The sequence below is a fragment of the Mesorhizobium sp. M0772 genome (genome assembly GCF_040320135.1).
Taxonomy (GTDB): Bacteria; Pseudomonadota; Alphaproteobacteria; order Rhizobiales; family Rhizobiaceae; genus Mesorhizobium.
The window spans coordinates 187,339-210,375 of record NZ_JAMYPB010000004.1; the positions used below are offsets into that span (position 1 = coordinate 187,339).

Consider the following 23,037-nt stretch of genomic DNA (forward strand, 5'->3'; position numbering starts at 1 on the left):
GGCCTTCGCGCACGAAGACGTGCGCCTCCCGGGCTGCAGTTGTAAAAGCTCGCCAACCGAACTCACTCGAGCTCAAGCGAGTTGAACGGGACAGGTTCGTCCAACAGGGCTAGCGGGAGCGGTGGTCGAACACGACCGCCATGGTCTTACCAATTGCCGCCATGGCCACGAGTTCGACGAGATCGTCGTCGCTGTCGACACAGGTTGGATCCATGCGGCGGATGGCGTCGAGCGCCGCTCTAGTCGAGACGGTATCGCCGGCGCGGAATCTGGAAAGCGCAGAGGAAACAAGGTTCTGGGTTGTCACGTCGATGACAGGTACGCTCGGCACTACGTTCATGGCTTCCTCCTGCCAAGAACCCTCTCCCGAAGGAAATAATACGCCGAACGACGGCGTGTGCCAGCGGAATCGTGGTCCGACCAGATTGCCTGGAGGGCACGGTTGCGTGTTTGATAGGATCGAGCCCACAGCATCCAGGACCGGACATGAAACTGTACTTCAGCCGCAATCCCAATCCGCGCCTCGCGGTTGCAACTGCACGTCATCTGCAGGCCAAGGTCGAGTGTGAGTTTGCGGCACCCATGGCGCCCGGGCAGGCTGAGCGGTTTCGTCAGCTCAATCCCAATCTTACCCTGCCGATATTGGCATGGCCGGGCGGCAGCCTGTGGGAAGCCGACGCCATAGCCTGCCTTCTGTCGCGCGAAGCGGGTTCGGATTTCTGGCGCGGCGGCGGCGACCAACCCGACATGATCCGCTGGCTAAGCTGGGGCAAGGAAAATTTCGTGCGGGCCTGCGACACCGTGCATTTCGAGCGCGGAACCAAGCAGCGCTACGGGATTGGGCCCGTCGACCAGGGCAAGGTCGAGGAGGGGCTGGCGGAGTTCCGCATCGCGGCAGCGATTCTCGAGGCGGAGCTCGCCAAGCGGCCATGGCTTGTGGGCAAGTCGCTCTCCTATGCCGATTTCCGCATGGCGACGTTTTTGCCGTTCAACGATGCAGCCGGCCTGCCGCTGGCGGACTATCCCTCTGTTCTGGGTTGGTATCGCCGGCTCGAAGCCATCGATGCCTGGCGCGATCCCTTCGACGGGCTGGAAGCGCCGCTTCTGCCGCCGGTCAACTCCGCTTGATGTGCTTCCCTTTGGGCAGATGGGCTGATGTGTGGCGCTTTGGCGGCATAGGTGTGGAACAGCGGGCGAGTTGCCATGGCGCGCTCGACGGCTCGCGGCCGGGTTGATAAGCCCTGTCCGCAAGGAGAGTCGTGACATGACCGTAGCCATCGAGATGGGACAGACGACGGCGGGTGCGCCGGCGGCGCTCGACCTTGAGGAGCTGCTGGCGACCCGGCTTCTGGTGCAAGGCAATTCCGGCTCCGGCAAATCGCACCTTTTGCGCCGGCTCCTGGAGCAGAGCGCGCCCTGGGTGCAGCAGACCATCATCGACCCGGAAGGCGATTTCGTCTCGCTGGGCGACCATTACGGCCATCTGGTCATCGATGCCGAGGAGCATACGGAGCGTGGCCTGCAAGCAGCCGGCGAGCGGGCGCGCATCCACCGCGTCTCCACGGTGCTCAATCTCGAAGGGCTCGATGCCGAGAACCAGATGCGGCGCGCCGCTGCCTTTCTCGGCGGGTTGTTCGAGGTTGCCCGCGAGCATTGGTATCCGATGCTGGTGGTGGTCGACGAAGCGCAGCTGTTCGCGCCCGCCGTGGCCGGCGAAGTGTCCGACGAGGCGCGAAAGCTCTCGCTCGGCGCCATGACCAATTTGATGTGCCGCGGCCGCAAGCGCGGCCTTGCCGGCATCATCGCCACGCAGCGGCTGGCAAAGCTCGCCAAGAATGTCGCGGCGGAGGCGTCCAATTTCCTCATGGGCCGTACCTTCCTCGATATCGACATGGCGCGCGCCGCCGACCTTCTGGGCATGGAACGGCGTCAGGCGGAGGCGTTTCGCGATCTGGAGCGCGGGCACTTCATGGCGCTGGGACCGGCGCTGTCGCGCCGCCCGCTCGGCGTGCGCATCGGCCAGACCGAGACCAGCCCGCGCAACGGTACGCCGCGGCTGATGGCAATGCCGGAAACAGCGCTCGAGGACGCACGGGCCATCATCCTGGCAGCGCCGCCGCCCGAGACGATGCGCGCGCCGCGCCGGATGGCGTCGCCCGATTTGCTCGACCAGCTGATGGCGGCGAAGTCTGCGGCGATGGAGATCCGCCCGGAACCTGCGGAACCGGCGGTAAGCGCCGAGGATATGGCCGAGCGGCGAGAGCGGGTGGACCGTGTCCTGCGCGCCATCCTGGCGCAGCCCGATGCGGGTTTCCGCGTCATCGGCGTGCTTTATCAGGAGTTCGTCGTCCGCTGCCGCATCGAAGGCCTCGCTTCGGTGGTGCCGGACCTCTCAGAATTCCGTCGCATGCTGACGCGTGCCCGCGCCGGGCTCGGCGCCGACATGGCAGGCGATGACGCCTGGCAGGACGTTTCCGTGCGCGCCTCGCTGCTTCCCGAGGACATGCAGGGCGTGTTCATGATGATCGCCCGCGCCGCCAAGGAGGGCTGGCCGTGCCCGAGCGACGCGGCGATCGCGCGCGCCTACGGCTCGCATTCGCTGCGGCGCGCCCGGCGGCTGCTCACCTATATCGAGGAGCAGGGCCTCATCGTCTGCCAGCTCGACGGCACCGGCCGCCGCACGGTGACGCTGGTCGAGCTCGCCTGGGCGACGGCGCCGGGCGACCCCAATGCCGCGGAGGCGGAACAGGGCAGCCTGGCGCTGTGAAAGGCGAACAGGCAGCTACCTGACTTGCTTGCGCGGTTCTGAACAAGAAGTGTTTCGCCGATCGGCGCGCGACGATTTATGATGGGTCTCCGAGAATCGCAGAACGGTTCGGGCGGGAGGGTTGTCCGGTGCGGTTGAAATCTCTGGCTGTCTTTGTCTTTGGCCTCCTCGCCATCGCCGGCATCGGCTTGGCGGTGTCTGCCCGGTCTTTTGCCGCGTCCTCCGATATACCGGCCTGGCTGCAGGCCCATGTCGGCAATGACGACGGCGAGATTTCGCAAGTGGTGCTGGAGCGGGCGCGCGCGCTTTACCTGAAGAAGGTCGCGCAAGGCGCGGTCCACAATGGCTGCTATTTCGCCATGGATGCGACGCGCCCCGGCGATCTCGGCAATGGCGTGCTAGGGCGGCGCTACTACGTCATTTGCGAGGCCAAGCAGTCGTTCAGGGCGATCTCGTCGGGCCATGGCGGCGGCCGCAATTTGAAAGGCGTGGTCGATTTCTCCAACGGCAAACGCTGCGCGAAAAACTTCGGCAATGCCCTGGACTCGTCCTGACGACCGGTGGCGCCTATATGACCGGCGAGGCAAAGACCTCATTCAAGGGTTTTTACCGCATCGGCGCAAAAAAGGACCAGGCGCTGCTGCGCACCTTCATCCAGTTCGACGGTGAGGGGGAGACGGCGAATGCCAGGCAGCGGGTGATCGGTGGCCACGCGGCGCGGCTGTTGCGCGGCATGTGCCTGCGCAAGAACCCGAACAGCTCCTATGCCGACCATGACGGCTTCGTGCCATACGGCAAGCTGGTGGATTATGCCGGCGGCCGCAGCAATGGCTGCACCAGCTGGTCGCCGGCCGACGCCGACCAGATCATTTCGACGGTGAAGGGCAATCCGACGACGCTCTATATCTACCCGGAATCGCGCGACATCACCGCCGTTGGTAAATCGGGCGCCTATTGGAATGCGTCCTGCCTGAGGGAGATCGGCAAGCCGAAATTCTGGCCGCGAAAGAGCCTTGAGTCGATCATCGCGCAATACGCCAAGGACAACCCGCCACCGCCGCCACAACCGTTGCCGATCTGCACCGGGCCGTGAGGGATGAGTCCTCGGCTCGGCATTGTCGGCGGCGCGGACTGGCTGGGCGGCGCCGCCGATCCGATGGGCTCTACTGATTGATCTCGGGTTCGACGAGCTTTGCCAGATTGCGCAGCGACTCCTGCCAGCCGAGATAGCAGGCTTCGGCCGGAATAACGTCCGGAATGCCGGCCTGCGTGATGTCGAGTTCCGTGCCGACCGACACTTTCTTCAGGAGCACGGTCACTTCGATCTGGCCGGGCAAATTGGGGTCGTCGAACCTGTCGGTGTAGCGCAGGCGCTCGCCGGGAACGAGTTCGAGATATTCGCCGCCGAAGGAATGGCTGCCGCCCGTCGTGAAGTTTCGGAACGACATCTTGAAGACGCCACCGACTTTCGCGTCGAAGCTGTGTACCGTGCAAGTGAAGCCGTTCGGCGGAAGCCATTTCGCCAGCGCGTCGGCTTCTGTGAATGCGCGGTAGACCTTCTCCGGGCTGGTCGTCAGAACGCGGTGCAAACGTACGGTGCTTGGCATCTCTTCGGTATCCTTTGTGGTTTCGTTGTTCGATGCCCCAAGGACGGGTGAACCTCACCCGGTCCGACATAGCCTGTCAAATTTTGTTGAGCCCTTTGCCGGCAGCCATCTGCCCGCGACTTCGAGTCGCCGCCTCAGGCAGGCGGTCGTGTCGCGTCAATTGCATGCTCATTGACAGGTTGCCTAACCTTTCGGCGCGGATCTCACAATTTATTAAAATTGTAAGTCTCTCCTACAAAGTTGTATTAGGATCAGCTTAACGCCTTCGGCATTATTTATTAAATGATGGGCGACGATCTTCTTCGTGTACTATAGGATGATTCCCTGGAACGATGGATCAATTTAAAAGTTGATCCGAAATGGTTGCTCGAAGGTTGTCGAACGATCAAGACAGCACGCACAAGGAGTGTCGGAATGACCACAGTCCTCAACGCCAAAGGCATTCCACTTCCCTATACCGGCGCTTCCACCCACTGGTTCTCGGCGACTGGAGGCGCGCCTTACCGCTACGGCACCTCGGGCAACGATTCCTTCTGGGGCGACACCAACGTCAGGGTCACCATGTATGGCGGCGCGGGCGACGACTATTACCATCTCTATTCGACGATCAACAAAGCGGTCGAGAACTACGGCGCGGGCGTCGACACGATCGACACCTGGATGAGCTACAAGCTGCCCGCCAATTTCGAGAACCTCGTCGTCACCGGCGACGGCCACTATGCCTTCGGCAATGCTCAGGACAACATCATAACGGGCGGCGCTGGCAGCCAGACGCTGGACGGCGGCAAGGGCAATGACGTGCTGATCGGCGGCGCCGGCGCCGACACCTTCATCATCGCCAAGGGCAATGGCAGCGACCTGATCTCCGATTTCGGCGCGACCGACACGGTGCGCCTCAACGGCTATGCCTTCACCTCGTTCGAGGCCGTCCACGCCAGTATGGTCCAGGTGGGATCGAACGTGCAGCTGAACCTCGGCTCGAGCGAGGTGCTGGTGTTCCACAACACCACGATCGACAAGTTTCAGCCCGGCCAGTTCGAGCTGCCGATCGACAAGACCGGCATGACGCTGTCCTTCAACGACGATTTCAACACGCTGAGGCTGTGGAACGGCCAGAGCGGCATCTGGGATTCCAATTTCTGGTGGGGGGCGCAGAACGGCAGCTCGCAGCCCCAGAACGGCGAGCTGCAATGGTATATCGACGCCAATTATGCGCCGACCAGCTCGGTCCATCCGTTCAGCGTCGCAAGCGGCGTGCTCACCATAACCGCGGCGCATGCGCCCGACGACATCAAGCCGCTGATCAACAATTACGAATACACTTCCGGCATACTGACGACGCACGACACCTTCTCGCAGACCTATGGCTATTTCGAAATGCGGGCCGATCTCCCGGAAAACGCCGGCGCGTGGCCGGCCTTCTGGCTTCTGCCCGAAGACGGTTCATGGCCCCCGGAACTCGACGTGATCGAAATGTATGGGCAGAACCCGAATGCGCTTCTCATGACCGCGCACACAAATGAGACGGGAACCCACACCACGGTCGGGTCGACGGTGAATGTCTCCAACACCGACGGCTATCACACCTATGGCCTGTTGTGGACGCCGGACAAGCTGGTCTGGACCTATGATGGCGTCCAGGTCGCGGAAGCGGCGACGCCGTCCGATATGAACAAGCCCATGTATATGCTGGTCGACCTTGCGGTCGGCGGTCAAGCCGGCGCGCCGCCCGACCATCTGGCGACGCCCGCGCAAATGAAGATCGACTATATCCACGCCTATACGCTGAACGATTTGCAGCAGAGCCATCTGAGCACGACAGCCGAGCACGCGGTCTAGATGTCACGGGACCGCGCGCCACTCAGGGATGCGGCCATCGGCCTGCGCCCGGTTTTCCTGCGCGGCATCGCCGATATCGGCATCTTTTCGTTGCTGATCAACATCCTGCTCCTGGTGATCCCGCTCTATCTGCTGCAGGTCTATGACCGGGTGTTGCCGTCCTCCAGCGTCGAGACGCTGCTTTATCTCTCGGTCATGGCGGTCGTCGCGCTCGCATTCCTCGGCCTGCTGGACGCGATCCGCGCCATTTACGCGCAGCGTGTAGCGGCCACCGTCGATCAGAAACTGGGCGCGCGGACATTCGCCGCCTCGCTTGGCGCCAGACATGCCGGCAGCGGGCTGTCGCCGCTGAACGACCTTGCCACGGCTTGCGCCTTCATCAGGTCGCGCGGCGTGGCGGTGCTGTTCGACCTGCCTTTTGCGCCCGTCTTCCTGGCCTTGCTCTATTTCATCCATCCCGTCCTGTTCTGGCTGACGCTCGCCGGCGCCGTGCTGCTGTTTCTCCTGGTCGTGGCCAACCAGCTTGCCATCGGCAGGAACGATGCCATGTCGGCGGAACGCTCGGCGGTGGCCAGCCAGGCGGAGCAGGCCTTCGCCCGCAACACCGACACGCTGCGCGCCATGGGCATGGTGCAAAATGCCGCCGCGGTCTGGGGACAGCACGTTGCTGAGGCGCTGACCCTGCATGACCGTTCCGAAAGCGCCAATGCGATCTTCAGCGCGACGTCGCGGGCGCTGCGCATGATGCTGCAACTGGCGATCCTCGGCGCCGGCGCGTGGCTGGTGCTGCAAGGGCAGATGACCGCCGGCATGATCTTCGCGTCGTCGCTCGTGTCGTCGCGCGCGCTGCAGCCACTCGACCAGCTGATCGGGTCCTGGCGGCAGATCGTCGACGCCAAGCGATGCTGGAAGCGGCTGGACACAGCACTTGCGGCGCAACCAGCGCAGGGGCGCAAGCTCGTGCTGCCCGATCCGTCCGGTGCGATTTCGGTGCAGGATCTTTTCTTCATCGCGCCGAATGCTTCTTTCGGCACGGAGCCGATCCTCAAGCGGCTGAGTTTTGCCATCGGCGCCGGCGAAGCGGTGGCGATCGTCGGCCCGAGCGGGGCCGGCAAATCGACGCTGGCGAAATTGCTTGTGGGCGCACTGCAGCCGACCGGCGGCGCGGTCAGGATCGACGGCGCGGATCTGAGGAGCTGGGACGAAGCCCAGCTCGGCAGGCATATCGGCTATCTCGCGCAGGAGGTGGAGCTTTTCCCCGGATCGATCTCGCAAAATGTCGCCCGCTTCGAACCCGACGCCGATGACGCCGCGATCGTCGAAGCGGCCAGGCGCGCCGAGGCGCATGGGCTGATCCTTACGCTGGGCGACGGCTATCAGACTGTGATCGGGCAGTCGCAAACCGTGCTGTCGGGCGGCGAGCGCCAGCGGATCGGGCTGGCGCGCGCCTTCTACGGCAAGCCACGCATGCTGGTGCTGGACGAGCCCAACGCCCATCTCGACGGCAGTGGGGAGGCGGCGCTCGAAGCTATGCTTTCGGCCGCGCGAAGTGCAAGCGTCACCACAGTCGTCATCACGCATCGCCCTTCGATCGCCGCGGCCTGCGACCGCGTCATGGTCCTGCGCAACGGCATGGTCGAAGCTTTCGGCCCCGCCAGCGAGGTGCTGAGGCAACCGGCGGCCGGCAAGGCCGGGAGCGCGGTGGTGACAGGCTCGTTCGTGCCGACCGTGCGCCCGCACAGCGTCCGCTTCGGGTCATAGACGATGATGCAGCAGAGCCTCGCCTTCGAAGGTCGACCGCGCACCGACTTCCGCCGCATGGCCGTCGTCGGCTACGTGGCCATAGTGCTCTTCGTCGGCTGCTTCGGCTATTGGGCGGCGAACGCGCCGCTCTCCGGCGCGGTGATCACCTCCGGCACGATCTCGGCGACGGGCGGCAACATCCTCATCCAGCACCCCGAGGGCGGCATCATCGCGCAGTTGCTGGTGCATGAAGGCGACCGCGTGCAACAAGGCGAACCGCTGGTCCTGCTCGACCGCAGGGCGGCCGAGACCGACCTCAACCGGCTGACCAGACAGACGATCGCGCTCAGGGCAAGTGCCGCGCGACTTGAGGCCGAGCGCGACGGATCGGACAGGCTGGCGCCGATCGCCGAAGCAGCACCCGCGCCGTTCCAGCGCGATTTCGACAATCTGGTGCACGAACAGCAGAAGGAGTTCGAGGCCAGGCTCGCCCGGTTCCGGTCCGAGCAGTCGATCCTGGCGCAGCGCGTCGCCATGCATCGTGAGTCGGCGCTGGGACTGGAGGCGCAGAAACTGGCCATTCAGCAACAGGCCGAGATCGTAAAGAAGGAACTCGGCATCAAGACCGGCCTGCTCGACAAGGGTCTCACCAACCGCAGCGAATATTCGCAGCTTCTGCGCAGCGAGGCCGATCTGGTCGGCCAGGCCGGCGCGCTGGAGGCGGATATCGCAGCGACCAAGACGCAGATCGTCGAAGCCCAGGCGCAGGTCGAGCGCGCGACCACGCAGCGCGTCGAGGACGCGCTGACCAAGCTCGACGAGGTCCGCACCAGCCTGGCCGACATCGGCGAACAGATCACCGCAGCCGAGGCGGTGCTGGGGCGCACGACGATCAAGGCGCCGGCAGCCGGCATCGTGGTATCCTCGATCTACAACTTCAAAGGCAGCGTGATTGCGCCGGGGCAGAAGATCATGGAGATCCTGCCGACCGCGTCGGGCCTCATCGTCGACGCGAAGCTGCGGCCGAAAGACGTGGACCTGGTTCGCGTCGGCCAGCCGGCGAAGCTCAGGCTGTCCGCCCTGAACGCGCGCCTCACCCCTGAGGTCCCGGCTACGGTGACGCAAATTTCCGCCGACCGGCTGATCGATGAAACCACGCATGAGGCGTATTTCCGCGCCAGGCTGAAGATCACCGACACGCTGCCGCAGGGCGTGAAAGCCGAGCAGCTTTACCCGGGAACGCCGGTCGAGGCGTTTATCAGCACCGGCGACCGAACCTTCCTCGAATATCTGGCGCGGCCGATGCTGGACTCGTTCGCGCGGGCGTTCACGGAGCGATAGGCGCCAACTCGTCCTCCCAGTTGACGCCGCCGTAGAACACCCTGAGAATCACCACCTGGTCGCCTTCTACGGTGGAGGCCACAGTCAGGCGGCGCTCGAAGCCAACGATGCGAAGCCCCAGCCGCACATCATCCCTTAGGGTTCCGCGTTCCGAGGCATAGTCGAGACCCAGGCAAAATCGCTCGATCCGCTCGATGTAGCGAAGGGCGGTGAGGTTGCCGGATGCGTGAGCGACCGTATCGTATATCCATAACAGGTCCGTCTGGGCTTCCGGCAAAAGGACAACATGCCGGCGCTTCACACGTTCCCCTTGAGGCGAGCTGCGTGATGTGCGCGGATGCTGTCAAAAGACTTGTCGGCCGGGATGGCCTGGGAGGGGTCTGCCTTCCACCTATCATAGGTCGGCGCGACCTCCTCACGCAGCCAGCGCTCCACGGCGGCGTCGCGTTCCTGCAATGCGCGAAGACCGGCGCGGATCACTTCACTGCTGGTCGCGTATGTGCCGGACCGAACGAGCTGGTCGATGAAAGCAGCCTGCTCGGCCGGCAGGCTGAAGGTGCGTTTTTCGGTGGCGGACATGGATCCCTCCTATCAGGTTGGTATGATATTATCATACCAACGGCGAGATCGCACGCCCCAATATAGGCTTAGGGACCGCTCCCCTTGCCGTCGGCAAAGACACCGGACATTCGGTTCGGATGCCTGAGATGGGTCGGCGTGATACCGGTCTGATGGCGGAAGACACGGCTGAAATGGCCGGCATTGGGAAAACCGCAGCGGTAGGCGATGTCGCCGATTGCCAAGTCGCTCCCCTCCAGCAGCGACTTGGCCTGATGTACGCGCAGCGCAAGATAGGCGGCCATCGGGCCGATGCCGAGCTCGGCGCCGAACAGCCGCTCAAGCTGGCGCCGGGATAAATGCAACCGGCCCGCGATCTCGGCGACCGACAGCGTCTCCTGGAGATTGCTTTCCATCAGAAGCAGCGCCCGTTTCACCGCTCGGCTCGACGCGGCCGGAAAGAGATCGCCGACGGGCTGCACATCCAGGCTCGAGCGGATGCGGTCGAGCACGAGGATCTTGGCGGCTTTTTCCGCAGCCTTGCGGCCGATGAACTGCGACACGAAATGGCCGGCAAGGTCGGCCGCACCCGTGCCTCCGGCGCAGGTCGAGCGGCCCCTATCGACGGAAAACAGGCTGTCGGCATGGGCGTTCACATCAGGGAATTGGCTGCGGAAGTCCTTGATGTGAAACCAGCTGACGGCAGCACTGTAGCCATCGAGCAGACCGTAGCGCGCGAGCACGAAGCTGCCGGTGCAGAGTGCCGTCAGCGGCACGCCCTTTTCGGCCGCCCGCAACAGAAAGGCCTCCTTTTCGGAGCTGAGGCTGCGGTTGGTGTCGAGCAGGCCACCGACCACGACGACATTGTCGAACTCCTGCGGATTGCCGATCGCCTTGGTCGGCAGCAACTCGACACCGCAACTCGCCCGGATCGGCAGGCCACGCTCGCCGACGATCTCCCAGTCGAACTCGATCCGGCGGCTGCGGTCGCCTTCATCGCCGGCGAGCCGCAGCGTGTCGATGAACAGCGACAGCGGCGACAGCGTGAAGTCGCGAACCAAGAGAAACGCAAACCGCCTAGCCATTGTTGCTCCGAAACCGTTCCTTCGGGTGGATGGAAGCAATTATCGCGAAAGATGTCGCACAGGCGAGCACGCGGCGCTTTTCAGGAGAAGCCACCGGATGTCGGAGATGAGATTGACGACTTTCTGATGCGCCGTCACGGTATCGCCTTTGGCTTCAACAGGCCGAGACCGCTCGCATCCATAACAATTTGCCGCTATATTGGGTTCATGACAAAAGCACGGACCAAACAGGAGCTGACCGGCAAGTGGGTGGTGCGCGATTCCCGCAGCGGCCGCTACGTTGAAGTGCGCGGTGCTGATTCGATGAAGTCGTCGCAGTTGCCCCTGAAAAAGGGTGTGGACCTTACGAAGCCGATTGCTAATCAAGCCCTCAAAGGCGGCTCTCACCAGGTGCGCAAACCCAGGGATAGTTGATCCTTGCCAGGGGCGCTTCTCGACACGCATACGTTTTATTCGCTGGTAACGGCCGCAGGCACGCTTTCGGAAGAAGCTCTCATCGCAATCGCCGAGAGCCAAACTGCGGGCAAGCTTTATGTTTCCCCAATCACTGCGTGGGAATTGGCGATCGCGTCCCATAAGCCGACGCACAAGAACCCGCCCTATCTCGGCATAGGAGGATCCCGGCGACTGCTACCTGATCGCGACGGCGCGAGTAAGAAAAATTCCGATCATCACCCGCGACACAATCATGCAGGGGCTTGCCTCGCCGGACTATCTGCAGGTCATTGTATGTTGAGTTTGCAGCCACAGCACTAAGCGGAGCCCCAACCATGACCCTGACCAATCGCGATATCATCGAGCTGACGGCATGGCGCCGCAAGCTGCACCAGCGGCCTGAAATCTCCAACGAGGAAGAACAGACCGCCAAGGAAGTCGTCAGCTTCCTCGCCGATACAGGGCCGGACAAGGTACTGACCGGCCTCGGCGGTCATGGCGTGGCGGCGGTCTATGACAGCGGCCAGGCGGGACCGACAGTGCTGTTCCGCTCGGAGATCGATGCGCTGCCGATCGAGGAGCTTTCGGGCGTCGAGCATGCCTCGCAGGTGCCGGGAAAATCGCATATGTGCGGCCATGACGGCCACATCGCGATCCTGGCCGCACTTGGCCGCCAGCTCGGGCGTGAGCGGCCGGCCCGCGGCCGCGTCGTCTTGATGTTCCAGCCGGCGGAGGAGACCGGCAATGGTGCGGCCGGCGTCGTCGCCGATCCGCGCTTTGGCGAGATCGCGCCGGACTTCGCCTTCTCGCTGCACAATCTGCCGGGCGTGCCGTTGGGCGAGGTGCGGCTCAAGCCCGGCGTCGTCAATTGCGCCTCGCGCGGCATCCGTATCGTGCTGGAAGGCAAGACCGCGCATTCCTCCATGCCCGAAACCGGCGTGTCGCCGATGCCGGCGATCAGCCAGCTGATGCCGGCGCTTCCGGCACTGGGGCGCGGCACTTTCGCCGATGACGATTTCAGCATGGTGACCGTCACCCATGCGACCATGGGCGAGGCCGTGTTCGGCATCGCGCCCGGACATGCGGAGGTGTGGGCGACGCTGCGCACAAGGCGCGACGAGCGCATGGCGGAGCTGGTCGCAGCTGCGGAAGCCCTGGCTGCCAGGATCGCGGGCGAGCACCGCCTGTCCGTGCGCTGCGACTATCACGAGATCTTCGTCGCCAGCGTCAATGCGCCGGATGCGGTGGAGCATCTCAACCGCGCACTCGACGAGGAAGGTGTCGCGCGCAGCGAAGAGGCCCTGCCGATGCGCGCCTCGGAAGATTTCGGCATCTTCGGCCACAAGGCGAGCTCAGCGATGTTCTTTCTCGGCGCCGGCGAGCGCCATCCTTCGCTGCACAATCCCGATTATGATTTTCCCGACGATCTGATCCCGATCGGCTCGAAAATCTTCATGCGCACGGCGCGCAACCTGCTGGGGTGAGCGGCCATGCAAGATCCGCATCCTGAAGCCGCCTTTTTCCCGCTGGAATCGTCTTGTAGTCGCCTCCTACATTAGGAGGGGCTTGCGGATGAGAATTGCAATGGTCGTCGCGTTGACTGCGACAGTGGCAGGGTGCGTATCGTCTCCGGTCCAGTATGGAGCCTCGCTCTCGACCCAAGACCCGAAATGGGCGACGCCGGAATGCCAGCAGGCCCGCACGGATGCCTTGAACTACGACCGGCGCGAGATGGAGCATCCGGGATGGGCCGCCGGCGTTGTGCTGGGGCCTTACAGCATGGGTCTCGTGGCGGCTATCAAGGAGCATGAGCAGCAGCAGCGAAGGCTGCTCGCACGCGAGGTGCATTTGCAGTGCTCAAGCCTGCCCTTGCCGAGGGATCTGGACTTCGATCCAAAGATCTACGCGCCAAAGCCGACGCATTATCCCTGAGGGTGGCTTGACGGCGGCGATCATGATGCGCCCTTGGCCAGAGGCCAGTCGACCGGCCCGCGCAACTCGGGTAACAATGACCGTCTTTGGCGAAAGGGGTCCAATGCGGCAAGTGCCCATCGTGATGCAGCCGTTTGGCGGCATGGCGAACAAGATGTTCCAGTACATGTTTTGCCATGTGCTGGCGAAGCGTATCCCCGGTGGCTATGTCTGCGACGCCGACCTGCCGGAATGGTCCATTGCCAGGGTGCGGCCGCCTTTGTTGTGGAAATACCGGCTGCTTCGGGTCGACGGCTATCACCGCTACGACCTCGACGGGATCATAGCTGCGTTCCGCGACAGGCGGGCGCGGAGCATCCGCTTCAAGGGCTTCGCGCAGCGGCTGGGTTATTATGACCGGGACGAGGTCTCCGGGCTTTTCGACGGGCGTGCCGTCGCCGCGCCGACCCATGGCGACGATTTCCTCGTCATCCATGTCCGGGCCGGCGACATCCTCGACGGCTTCCACCGCAACTATTGCCCGATGCCATTCGGCTTCTTCGAGACGCTCATCAAGGATAGCGGCCGCAAGCCGGTCTTCGTCGGCCAGACCCATGAGGACAACGATTATTGCCGGCGCCTGCGTCAGCGTTTTCCCGATGCTGTCTTCGCGCCGAAGGCGTCGCCATTGACCGATTTCGAGACGCTGCGCCGGGCGAGCCATCTCGTCACGGGGGTGAGCAGCTTCTCCTGGCTGGCCGGTTGGTTGTCTTGGGCGCGGACGATCCATCTGCCGGTGGCCGGCATATTCGACCGGTGCATCAGGCCGGATATCGACCTGCTGCCCCTTGACGACCCACGCTATCGGTTCCACCAGTTCGACATGGGCGACTGGACGGGCTCTTCGGAGCAGCTTGCGGCATTTTATGGCGATGCGATCCCGTTCCGGCAGGTCGAGCCTCAAGCAGCAGCGGGTGGCGCGGGGAAAGCGTTGCGATGAGAATTCCGTTTTCCGTCAACAGGCCGGTGATCTGCGCGATCATGAAGCTGGAGCAGCCCTATCTGATCGAGTGGGTCGCCTGGCACAAGCTGCATGGCTTCGACCTGATGATCGCCGACAACTGCAGCGCCGGCCCGCAGTCGGCGGTGCTCCAGGCGTTGCGCGATGCCGGCTGGATCCGGCTCGTCGACTGGCGGCACGACACGGTGCTGCCGCAGCGGCGGGCCTATTCCTATCTTTACTGGCAGGCATTGCTCCACGGCTATCGCTATCTGGGCTTCATGGACGCCGACGAGTTCCTCGAGCCGCTCGACGGGCCGCCCTGGAGCGGAGCCGAACTGGTCCGCTCGCTTTTGAGCCGCCCGGGCGTGCGCAGCGTCGCCTTTCGCTGGGTGAATTTCGGCAGCGACGGCAAAGAGGCCTATGACGACGAACTGGTGACGGTGCGGTTTCAAAGGCGCGGCACGCATGACGCCCCGACCGCGCGCTGGAAGAAGTCGTTTGCCCGCGTGTCCTCGGTGCTGCGCAAGGCGCTGCGGGATCCCGGGCAGTTCATGCCGCACCCGCACGGTTTCCGCATCTCGCTGCGCAGGACGCTGGTCGACGGCATGACGCTCGACAAGCACCCGGCGGCCATGCCGATGGAATGGAAGATCGGCTGGATCCGCCACTATGCCGTGAAATCGAGGCAGGAACTGGCCGACAAGCATGCCCGCGGCGGCGGCTTCACGCCGTCGAGCGAGGCGCCGTCGCTGGACGAGTACCGGGTATCGAGAGATCAGAACGATATTCTCGATCCGCTCGACGATGCGACGGTGGGCGCCTTGCGGGCAAAGGTTTCGGAAATCGTCAGGTCGCTCGACCCGGCGGTCATCGCTCAGACGCGGCCGCTTTTCACGCAGCGGGGTCGAGGATCAGCGGCGCGGTAGCCATGCCGTGAAACGACATCGTGGCGCGGCGCTCGGCATTTGCGGCATCGAGCCGCCATCCGGGCGCACGGGTGAACAGGGCTTCTATCATCGCCGCGATCTCGATACGGGCGACATGTTGCCCGAGGCAGACATGCAGGCCGGTGCCGAAGGTCATCGACATGGCTGGCGGGCGCGTGAGGTCCAGCCGGTCGCCATCGGCGAAGACGGCATGGTCGCGATTGCCGCTGCCGAGCACCGGCACGACCGCTTCGCCAGCCGCAATCCTGACGTCGCCGAGGTCGATGTCCTGCGCCGCGATGCGGGCGACGGCGTATTGCACCGAGGCGCCATAGCGCAGCAGTTCGGCCGCCGCGCTGCTCCAGTCGACAGCGCCGCGCTCGAGCAGCGCGCGCTGTTCGGGAAAGCGATCCAACGCAACAATTGCGTTACCGAGAGCGTCGACGACAGTCTCCTGTCCGGCAAACAGCATGAAGACGATGTTGGCCACCATGTCCCCGCGCGACCAGCGGCCTTGCGCAACCTCCCGCACCATGCCGGCAACCATTCCGTCCGGCCGGTAGGCCTGTCGAGCCAGCCGCTCCTCGACAAAAGCCTGGCATTCGCGATAGGCCTCGGCGCTTGCTGCCGGCGGCTGCGCTCTTCGCAGGTCGAATGCGCTGGCCATGCGGCGGGTCACCGATTTCAACGCCCAAGGGTCCTCGATCTCGATGCCGAGGATTTCCTGCAGCAGCCAGAAGGACACCGGCACGGCGAGCCCGGCGACGGCGTCGACGCGGCCATCCGCCAGCGCACGCTCGACCAGCTCGTGGCTCAGCGCGCGAAGACCTTGCGTCAGCGCTTCGATGGCCGGCCGTGAGAAAAAGCCAGCGACCGGCCGGCGCAAGGCGCCATGCTGAGGCGGATCGGCGAGCAGCACCGAGCGGCTGAGCAGAGCCATGGGCGCATGGTCGACGAGCTTGCGGCGGACCTCTTCATATGTACCCGGCGGCGCCTGAAGAAGAGCGGGATGCTTCAGCGCGCCCGACACCAGCTCATGGCTGAACACATAATGCGCGTCGGCCAGCTCGGGATAGGGCGCGACGCCGCGCGCAATGCCGCCGGCGGCGCGCATGCGGGCGAAATGCGGAAACGGGTCGTCGCCGAGCGCGAACGGATCGAAATGCGGAGCTGTCATGACGGCTCGAATCTCATGCCTTGAGATTCTTGGCTGAAATGACCCTGAAGCCGCCTGACGTGGCGTCCTGCGGGAAGAAGTCCGGCATGACGTAGAGGAACTCGCATCCGTAGACGCGGTAGTGCATGCGCAGCAGCGGATCGCGGATGATCTCTTCCAGCGGCGGTCTTGTGCCGGTCTGGTTCCAGCGGTCGATGGTGGCGCGGAACCGCGCATCGGCCTTGACATGATCATACTCTTCGCCCGAGGAGCCGGCATAGGACGAGCAGCGGCCATCGCCGATCAGCCAGCTGGCGCCCAGGCGGCGGCCGTGGCTCTCCATCTCCTTCAAGAGCCGCACCGCCGTGTTGGAGCCGCGATGGCTCGGCCGGACGCAGAGATTGTAGGCGTAAAGTGCGTAAACCGGCTCGCTGCGCGGCAGCGATGCATAGGCATCGAAATTCCTGGGGAAATCGGCGCGCACCAGCGGATCCTGGCTGGTCTCGGTAAAGCAGATGGTGCCAGCAAGCAGATCGCCATCGATCGCGCCGAACATGGTGTGTCCGAGTGCCAGCCGGTGGCGGATGGCCGTTTCGCTCGCCTGCAGCGGTGCGGCCCAGGCGGCAGCCTCAAGCTCCATCAGCAAAGGGATGTCTTCCAGGTCTAACCGGCGGATGGGTATCGCAACATCGTCTAAATTCATGTGTCGGCTGCCTCGACTTCTAACGCGTTGATGGCGCATGGCAGTTTCTTGCCAATGCGGTTTGCAGCTTCACGGAAACGTCAACCTGTTCTATCTCCTGTTTGACGCATGCCGGATCGAGAACCATTTCACGGCTTTCACAAGCCTGTCTAATCATCATGGTTCCCCTTTGCAATTACATACGGACAACGGAAACGCATGATATTTTACGTCGCGCACCGGGAGCACGCCTACACGCAGGCGGTGGTGCTTCTGTATCACCGGACTGACCTGGAGGCGTGGTTCCGGCTGGTGCGCTACGAGGATGCCGGGCTGCTGCGCGGCGTTCGCGCCGGGGTGGTCATCTGGTCCGACATGGACCGGCTGACATCGGACGAATTGAGCCGCGCGGCCGGCATCAGCGCCGAACTGGCTGACAACACCGGCCTGACGCAGCTCAATCACCCGACCGCCAGCCTGCAGCGCTTCGACCTGCTGCGGCTGCTTCACGCCGACGGCAGCAACGCTTTTCGTGTGTTCAGGCCGGACGAGCTGGAAGAGGCGATACGCTATCCCGTTTTCATCCGCGACGAGACGGGCGCACTCTACAGGGAGCCGCCGCTGCTGCACGACCGGCCGGCGCTGGACGCCGCGATCGCCCGGCTGGACGGTAGCGATCTGGTGCGGCCGATGGTGGTGGAGATGATCGGCACCCCCGGAATGGACGGTTATTTCAGGAAGTACGCGGCGTTTCGGGTCGGCGATACGATCTACGGCCAGCATTGCGCGATGTCGAAATCGTGGTTCGTCAAGAATTCGCCCGAGCAATTGCTGCCGGCGCATATCGAAGAAATCAGGACCTATATCGATACGAATCCTGACGCCAATGCGGTCATGCAGGTCTTCGAAAGAGCCCGCATGCAGTATGGCCGCATCGACTACACTTTCGTGGACGGCAGGCTTGTAGTGTTCGAAATCAACAGCAACCCCACCGTGCTCAGCGACCCGCCGACGCCGTTCGCCAGCTATGACCCCAAGCCCTTTGCCGATCTTCAGGCCGACGCGCTGCTCGCGCTGCCGCAGGCTACCGAGGCGGACTCGCTGGCTGCAATCGACACCGCCCACCAGTCGGCGCTGGCCAAGTTGCGGCGCCATTACCAGATGAGGCGGCTGAAGTTAATGCTGCGAAAAGTGCTCAGGAAGAGAAAATAGGCGCCGCCTCCTCCGCAACCCGAAAGTACACCACGTCACGTTTCGTCGGATCTTGTCACAGCCTGCCTGGAACCAAATCACGGGCTAGATTGTTCAAGTTGGTTACGAATTCGACGCCGCCTGCCGGCTGGGCAAGCGGCGCACTTGAGGAGCTCCCACCATGACCATCTCGTCCAGCTTTCGTTCGCTTGCGGTTGCGGCCATCACAACTGTGTCCGTCAGCGCTGCCAGCGCCGCGCATGCCGATAGCGGCACGATCCGCTTTGCCGTTTACAAGGCGGCCTTCTTCGTCGGCGGTTCCGGTGGCGAGGGCACGCTGACCTTCCATGGCCGCAGTTACCCCATCACGATCGGCGGCGTCTCGGGCGGCTTCGCTTTCGGCGTTTCCAAGACCTACTTCAAGGGCACCGTGCGGCACATCCGCAGGGTCCGTGATGCGACCGGGGTTTATGGCGCGGCCGGCGGTGGCGGCGCGCTCGGCAAGGGCGCGCAGGTGATCGTCATGACCAATGACAAGGGCGCCACGCTCGAGCTTACGGGCCGGCAGGTGGGGCTGCAGGTGAATGCGGATTTGAGCGGGTTGGCGATTTCGTTGAAGTAAGGGGCGTTGCGTCTGGGTGGGCAAGGTCGTCCAGGATGATGGCAATCGCGTAGGGCGGTCCCCACTCCGTCTCGGCTGGCGCTGGCCTCGGCCCCCTACCTCTCCTCCACAATCCGCAGATACGCCGCCGTCACGAACAGCACGATCAGCCCGAACAAGATCCGCCGTGCCCCCTCCGGCATCTGCAGGATGGTCAGCAGTGTTGTCAGCACGGTCAGGATCAGGGCGCCGATGATGGTGCCGGTGTAGCCGCCGCGGCCGCCGAAGATGGAGGTGCCGCCGATGACGGCGGCGGCGACCGAGGGCAGCACCAGCGGTTCGGCGAGCGACAGCGACGGCGCCTTGATCAGGCCGATATAGAGCAGGCCGGTGATGCCGGCGAGCACGCTGGAGGTGACGTAGAGCGCGGTGATGACCTGCCAGTATTGCACGCCCGACAGGCGGGTCGCGCGCTCATTGTCGCCGACGGCGTAGAGCAGGCGGCCGAAGCCGGTGCGGGCGAGCGTGAAGACGATGAGGGCGGCGAGCGGCACGAACAAAAGCAGCGCGTTGGGGAAGCCCCATGTCACGCCGGTGCCGAGCCAAGCCAAGAAGTCGGGGATTTTTGCGCCCGACGCGATCACCGTGCGCTGGTAGACCTGCAGGCAGCCGGTGCCGATCAGGCTGGTGCCCAGCGTCATGATCAGCGGGTGGACGCGGAAGACGCCGACGCCAATGCCATTGACGAGGCCGATCAGCACCGCCGGCATCATCGCCAGGAGGAACGCCACCGCCGGGTCCTGGTTGACCACTTGCGTGGCCATGATGAAGGCGCTCATCGTCGCCACCGTGCCGACCGACAGGTCGATGCCGCCGGTCAGCATGGTCATGGTCTGGCATCCCGCCAGGATCGCCAGCGGTATGGCGAATTTAATAGTGTTGGCGATCCAGCGCTCGTTGACGATGCCGGGGCGCAGGACCTGCAGGAATATAACCAGGAAGGCGAGCAGGATGACCAGCGGGATGAGCGGGCGGTCGGCCATGAAGCGCTTGATGCGGCGGCCCAGGGGGACGGGGGTGATGGCGGTGGTGCTCATGGGGCGGCTCTTGCTCGCGATGAGGTTTGCAAGGTGCGGCAAGTTGGCGAGGACAGTGCTCTACGGCGCCCCCCTCTGGCCTGCCGGCCATCTCCCCCACTGGTGGGGAGATTGGCAGCTTCAGCGCCTCGCTCATTCTTGCAAGGTTGGAGATTGGCGAAAGTCGTCGCGACATCCAATCTCCCCCCTTGTGGGGGAGATGTCCGGCAGGACAGAGGGGGGCGCGAAGGAACGCCGACGTCTCTCTGCGACAGCCCTCCCATCATTGCCGCCCCCGCATCGTGATAAACGCGCCGAACATCACCACCGCCACCATGATCAGCCCCTCGATAATAGCCGTGACATTCGGGTCGATAGCGAGCAGCGTCAAATCCGTGCGCACCAGGCGCAACACGAAGACGGCGACGATCGGGCCGAGCAGGCCGCCTTTGCCGCCGCCGAGCGCGACGCCGCCCAGCACCACGGCGGCGACGCTGGCGAGCAGATAGGGGCCGGGGATGGGGGCGCCGATGCCGGTGCTCATGGTCAGCGCCAGCCCGCCCATGGCGGCGAACAGGCCCGACAGCGCATAGGCGATGAGGCGGGTGCGCTTGACCGGCACGCCGGAGCGGAACGCCGCCAGTTCGCTCGAGCCGATGGCGTAGATGGAGAGGCCCAGGCGCGAGCGCCTGAGCGGTATCCAGATGACGCAGAGGCAGACGATCAGCACCAGCAGGGCCTTGGGCAGCCAGGCGTCTATGGCGTCGGGCAGGCCGGGGATCGGTACCGTGCCGGAGATCAGCGCCTTCAGCCATTCGGCGATGCCGCCGCCCGGCGCGTCGAGCACCAACAGCGCTGCTCCCTGCAGCACGAACAGCATGGCCAGCGTCACGACAATGTCGGGCACGCGGGTGACGACGATGAGCAGGCCGTTGAGCGCGCCGAGCGCAAAACCCATGGCGAGCACGAAGGGCACCACGAACAGCGCGTATTCCTCGCTCGCGCCATTCATCATCGACGCCGCGGTGACGCTGGTCAGCGCCATCATGGCGGCGACCGACAGATCGATGCCGCCGGCGATGACGACCACCGTCTGCGCGGCGACTGCGAAGGCATAGGGCAGAACGGCGCGGGCGAGCGAGCCGAAATCATTGCTGCCATAGGCCGGCTGGATGATCCTGGTGGCGATGAACAGGACGATGAGCAGGGCGAACAGGCCGACGACCCAGCCCTGGCGGCGCAGGAAATGGCTCATGGCGCGGCCTCCGGCGAAGCCGAAGTGTTCGCGGTCGGATCAGCCAATATGCCGATATCGGCCTTGGCGCCGCGCGGCAGGCCGTAGGCGGCGCGCATCAGCGCCGGCTCGTCGGCCTCCTCGACGGGGAAGATGTCGACGAGGCGGCCGCCGAAGATGACGATGACGCGGTCGCAGACGCGCTGCACCTCTTCGAGTTCCGAGGTGTAGAACAGCACCGACTTACCGTTGCCGGCGAGTTCGCGCAGCAGCTTGTAGATCTCCTGCTTGGTGCCGACATCGATGCCGCGCGTCGGGTCGAAGCACAGGATGGTGCGGGCATCCGCCGCGATCCAGCGGGCGATGGTCACCTTCTGCTGATTGCCGCCGGACAGGCGCTGCACCTCGCCTTGCGCGCGGGTGTCGATCTGCAGCCGCTCGATCGCGCTGAGCACGGTCGCGCGTTCGCGGCGCATGTTGATCGGACCCCAGTTGCGCAAGGCAGCGCTGAAAGGCAGCGCAATGTTTTCGCGCACCGAGCGCTGCATGGCGAGCGCTTCCGAGCGGTCGCCCGGCACATAGGCAATGCCGGCGCGGATGGCGTCGATCGGATGCGAGAATTTCACCGGCTGGCCATCGACTTCGATCGTGCCGCCGGAGGGCCGGATCGAGCCGGCAAGGGCGGCGAACAATTCGTCCTGGCCCTGGCCTTCGAGCGCCACGACGCCGGCGACTTCGCCGTCGGCGAGATCGAAGGAGACGTCGCTGAGCTTGGCGCCGACGCGGAGATTGCGCACGGAGATGCGCGGCCGGGCAGCTGCGGGCGCGGCCTTCTCGGCGGCGCTGCGGGCGGCGACATGAGTTTTCACGATGCGGGTGCCGAGCATCAGCTCGACGATCTTTTCCTCGACTCCGGGTACGATGTCGACGACACCGACGGTCTCGCCGTCGCGCAGCACGGTGGCGCGGTCGCACAGTGCGGAGATTTCGACGAAGCGGTGCGAGATGAAGATCACGGCGCGACCGGCATCGCCCTGGCGGCGCACCACTTCCAGCACTTTTTCGGCGAGGTTGGCGGGCAGGGCCGCCGTCATCTCGTCGAGCAGCAGCACGTCCGGCTCGACGGCGAGCGCCCGCGCCAGGTCGAGCACGCGCAGCACGGCCAGCGGGATGTCGCGCGCGGTGTCGCGCAGATCGAGGTCGGCAATGCCGAGCTCGCGCACCCAGGCGCGGAACGGCTCGACCGGCGTGCCGGTGAGCCTGAGGTTGGAGAGAACGTCGAGATCGGGGATCAGCGACGGTTCCTGGTAGACGGGCAGCAGCCCGGCGCGGCGCGCGGCGGCCGGCGAGCGAATGTCGCGCGCCTCACCGCGAATCAGGATGCGCCCGGAGTTCGCTGGAATGGCGCCGGTCAGGATTTTCACCAGCGTCGACTTGCCGGCGCCGTTGGCGCCCATCAGCGCGTGGACCTCGCCCGGCAGCACGGAGAGCGACGCGTTGCGAAGTGCTGCAACCGCGCCGTAGTTCTTGGCGACGCCGGTGGCGTCGAGGAGGGGGCTGGTGGTCAAATCGATGTCCGCATCAGAAATTCTCTTGCTGGCGCTCTACGGCGCCCCCCTCTGTCCTGCCGGACATCTCCCCCAAAAGGGGGGAGATTGGCAGTTCCGGCGCCGCCCCTCGTCTTGCGACGTAGAAAATTAGCGAAAGCCGAGATGACAGCCAATCTCCCCACCTGTGGGGGAGATGTCCGGCAGGACAGAGGGGGGCGCCGCAGAGCGCTAGTCTGTGTGGGGGGGGGGGGGGGCGCGGCGGGCGCCCCCCGCGCGATAAAACACACGCCGCACCCCCCCCCCCCCCCCCCCCCCCGCCCGCGCGGCGGGTG

Annotated in this window: 22 protein-coding genes and 1 pseudogene; 13 read left to right on the forward strand and 10 right to left on the reverse strand. The window is 64.6% G+C overall.

All coding sequences use genetic code 11. From position 1 onward, the window contains the following. Positions 1 to 109: 109 nt before the first annotated feature. Positions 110 to 340, reverse strand: a complete 231-nt coding sequence (locus NKI06_RS04600) for a hypothetical protein (RefSeq protein ID WP_352984240.1) — start codon at positions 338 to 340, stop codon at positions 110 to 112. Positions 341 to 486: 146 nt separating this feature from the next. Here NKI06_RS04600 and NKI06_RS04605 point away from each other — a divergent pair, with 146 nt between their 5' ends. From NKI06_RS04605 to NKI06_RS04615, 3 genes and pseudogenes are all read left to right on the forward strand, one after another. Next, positions 487 to 1,128, forward strand: a complete 642-nt coding sequence (locus NKI06_RS04605; RefSeq protein WP_023710834.1) for a glutathione S-transferase family protein — start codon at positions 487 to 489, stop codon at positions 1,126 to 1,128. Positions 1,129 to 1,264: 136 nt separating this feature from the next. Next, the gene (locus NKI06_RS04610) at positions 1,265 to 2,767 is read left to right on the forward strand and encodes a helicase HerA domain-containing protein (protein WP_023728513.1); all 1,503 of its coding nucleotides are present in this window, start codon (positions 1,265 to 1,267) and stop codon (positions 2,765 to 2,767) included. A gap of 143 nt (positions 2,768 to 2,910) precedes the next feature. Beyond that, positions 2,911 to 3,860 (forward strand): annotated as a pseudogene (locus NKI06_RS04615) (hypothetical protein). A gap of 70 nt (positions 3,861 to 3,930) precedes the next feature. On the opposite strand, the gene NKI06_RS04620 reads toward NKI06_RS04615, so the two are convergent. Next, on the reverse strand, positions 3,931 to 4,374 hold the full coding sequence (locus NKI06_RS04620) for an SRPBCC family protein (protein ID WP_352984242.1): 444 nt from the start codon (positions 4,372 to 4,374) through the stop codon (positions 3,931 to 3,933). A gap of 414 nt (positions 4,375 to 4,788) precedes the next feature. Between NKI06_RS04620 and eglC the strand changes: the two genes are divergently transcribed. The 3 genes from eglC to NKI06_RS04635 are packed head-to-tail and all read left to right on the forward strand — an operon-like array spanning position 4,789 to position 9,297. Continuing rightward, the gene (gene eglC / locus NKI06_RS04625; protein ID WP_352984244.1) at positions 4,789 to 6,213 is read left to right on the forward strand and encodes an endo-1,3-1,4-beta-glycanase EglC; all 1,425 of its coding nucleotides are present in this window, start codon (positions 4,789 to 4,791) and stop codon (positions 6,211 to 6,213) included. Further along, on the forward strand, positions 6,214 to 7,974 hold the full coding sequence (locus NKI06_RS04630; protein WP_352984246.1) for a type I secretion system permease/ATPase: 1,761 nt from the start codon (positions 6,214 to 6,216) through the stop codon (positions 7,972 to 7,974). 3 nt (positions 7,975 to 7,977) lie between these two features. Continuing rightward, positions 7,978 to 9,297, forward strand: a complete 1,320-nt coding sequence (locus NKI06_RS04635) for an HlyD family type I secretion periplasmic adaptor subunit (protein ID WP_352984247.1) — start codon at positions 7,978 to 7,980, stop codon at positions 9,295 to 9,297. Here the strand turns inward: NKI06_RS04635 and NKI06_RS04640 are convergent. The 3 genes from NKI06_RS04640 to NKI06_RS04650 all read right to left on the reverse strand — a co-directional run bounded on the left by NKI06_RS04640 (position 9,284) and on the right by NKI06_RS04650 (position 10,940). Continuing rightward, entirely contained in the window at positions 9,284 to 9,598 is a 315-nt protein-coding gene (locus NKI06_RS04640; protein WP_352984249.1) for a type II toxin-antitoxin system RelE/ParE family toxin, read from the reverse strand. The genes NKI06_RS04635 and NKI06_RS04640 overlap by 14 nt on opposite strands. After that, the gene (locus NKI06_RS04645) at positions 9,595 to 9,876 is read right to left on the reverse strand and encodes a type II toxin-antitoxin system ParD family antitoxin (protein WP_023669694.1); all 282 of its coding nucleotides are present in this window, start codon (positions 9,874 to 9,876) and stop codon (positions 9,595 to 9,597) included. The genes NKI06_RS04640 and NKI06_RS04645 overlap by 4 nt, the downstream gene beginning before the upstream one ends. Before the next feature lie 68 nt (positions 9,877 to 9,944). Further along, entirely contained in the window at positions 9,945 to 10,940 is a 996-nt protein-coding gene (locus NKI06_RS04650) for a GlxA family transcriptional regulator (RefSeq protein ID WP_023728507.1), read from the reverse strand. A gap of 51 nt (positions 10,941 to 10,991) precedes the next feature. On the opposite strand from NKI06_RS04650, the gene NKI06_RS04655 reads away from it, so the two are divergent. The 5 genes from NKI06_RS04655 (at position 10,992) to NKI06_RS04675 (ending at position 15,215) form a co-directional block, all read left to right on the forward strand. Next, positions 10,992 to 11,354, forward strand: coding sequence for a hypothetical protein (locus NKI06_RS04655; protein ID WP_352984250.1), 363 nt, complete (start codon positions 10,992 to 10,994; stop codon positions 11,352 to 11,354). A 356-nt stretch (positions 11,355 to 11,710) separates the two neighbouring features. After that, a complete protein-coding gene (locus NKI06_RS04660; protein ID WP_352984251.1) occupies positions 11,711 to 12,859 on the forward strand; it encodes an amidohydrolase in 1,149 nt (382 codons plus the stop codon). Positions 12,860 to 12,947: 88 nt separating this feature from the next. After that, positions 12,948 to 13,307 (forward strand): protein kinase family protein, encoded by a 360-nt coding sequence (locus tag NKI06_RS04665; protein ID WP_352984252.1) that lies wholly within the window; start codon positions 12,948 to 12,950, stop codon positions 13,305 to 13,307. 103 nt (positions 13,308 to 13,410) lie between these two features. Then, positions 13,411 to 14,286 (forward strand): alpha-1,2-fucosyltransferase, encoded by an 876-nt coding sequence (locus tag NKI06_RS04670; protein ID WP_352984254.1) that lies wholly within the window; start codon positions 13,411 to 13,413, stop codon positions 14,284 to 14,286. Next, on the forward strand, positions 14,283 to 15,215 hold the full coding sequence (locus NKI06_RS04675; protein ID WP_352984255.1) for a glycosyltransferase family protein: 933 nt from the start codon (positions 14,283 to 14,285) through the stop codon (positions 15,213 to 15,215). The genes NKI06_RS04670 and NKI06_RS04675 overlap by 4 nt, the downstream gene beginning before the upstream one ends. On the opposite strand, the gene NKI06_RS04680 is transcribed toward NKI06_RS04675, so the two are convergent. Together NKI06_RS04680 and NKI06_RS04685 are read right to left on the reverse strand one after the other, a co-directional pair. Next, positions 15,181 to 16,392, reverse strand: coding sequence for a cytochrome P450 (locus NKI06_RS04680; protein ID WP_023698637.1), 1,212 nt, complete (start codon positions 16,390 to 16,392; stop codon positions 15,181 to 15,183). The genes NKI06_RS04675 and NKI06_RS04680 overlap by 35 nt on opposite strands. Positions 16,393 to 16,405: 13 nt before the next feature. Further along, positions 16,406 to 17,074, reverse strand: a complete 669-nt coding sequence (locus NKI06_RS04685; protein ID WP_352984258.1) for a GNAT family N-acetyltransferase — start codon at positions 17,072 to 17,074, stop codon at positions 16,406 to 16,408. A 198-nt stretch (positions 17,075 to 17,272) separates the two neighbouring features. On the opposite strand from NKI06_RS04685, the gene NKI06_RS04690 reads away from it, so the two are divergent. Together NKI06_RS04690 and NKI06_RS04695 are read left to right on the forward strand one after the other, a co-directional pair. Then, positions 17,273 to 18,265 carry a hypothetical protein gene (locus NKI06_RS04690; RefSeq protein WP_352984260.1) on the forward strand — a complete coding sequence of 331 codons (993 nt, stop codon included), beginning with the start codon at positions 17,273 to 17,275 and terminating at the stop codon, positions 18,263 to 18,265. A 160-nt stretch (positions 18,266 to 18,425) separates the two neighbouring features. Beyond that, positions 18,426 to 18,866 (forward strand): lipid-binding SYLF domain-containing protein, encoded by a 441-nt coding sequence (locus NKI06_RS04695; protein ID WP_352984262.1) that lies wholly within the window; start codon positions 18,426 to 18,428, stop codon positions 18,864 to 18,866. 95 nt (positions 18,867 to 18,961) lie between these two features. Here NKI06_RS04695 and NKI06_RS04700 read toward each other — a convergent pair whose 3' ends face one another. The 3 genes from NKI06_RS04700 to NKI06_RS04710 all read right to left on the reverse strand — a co-directional run bounded on the left by NKI06_RS04700 (position 18,962) and on the right by NKI06_RS04710 (position 22,723). Beyond that, positions 18,962 to 19,942: an ABC transporter permease gene (locus tag NKI06_RS04700; RefSeq protein ID WP_352984264.1), complete on the reverse strand. Its 981-nt coding sequence runs from the start codon at positions 19,940 to 19,942 to the stop codon at positions 18,962 to 18,964. 262 nt (positions 19,943 to 20,204) lie between these two features. Beyond that, complete coding sequence (locus NKI06_RS04705) at positions 20,205 to 21,176, reverse strand: ABC transporter permease (RefSeq protein WP_352984266.1); 972 nt, start codon at positions 21,174 to 21,176, stop codon at positions 20,205 to 20,207. Further along, positions 21,173 to 22,723, reverse strand: a complete 1,551-nt coding sequence (locus NKI06_RS04710; RefSeq protein ID WP_352984268.1) for a sugar ABC transporter ATP-binding protein — start codon at positions 22,721 to 22,723, stop codon at positions 21,173 to 21,175. Before NKI06_RS04710 ends, NKI06_RS04705 begins: the two co-directional genes overlap by 4 nt. Between the last annotated feature and the right edge of the window lie 314 nt (positions 22,724 to 23,037).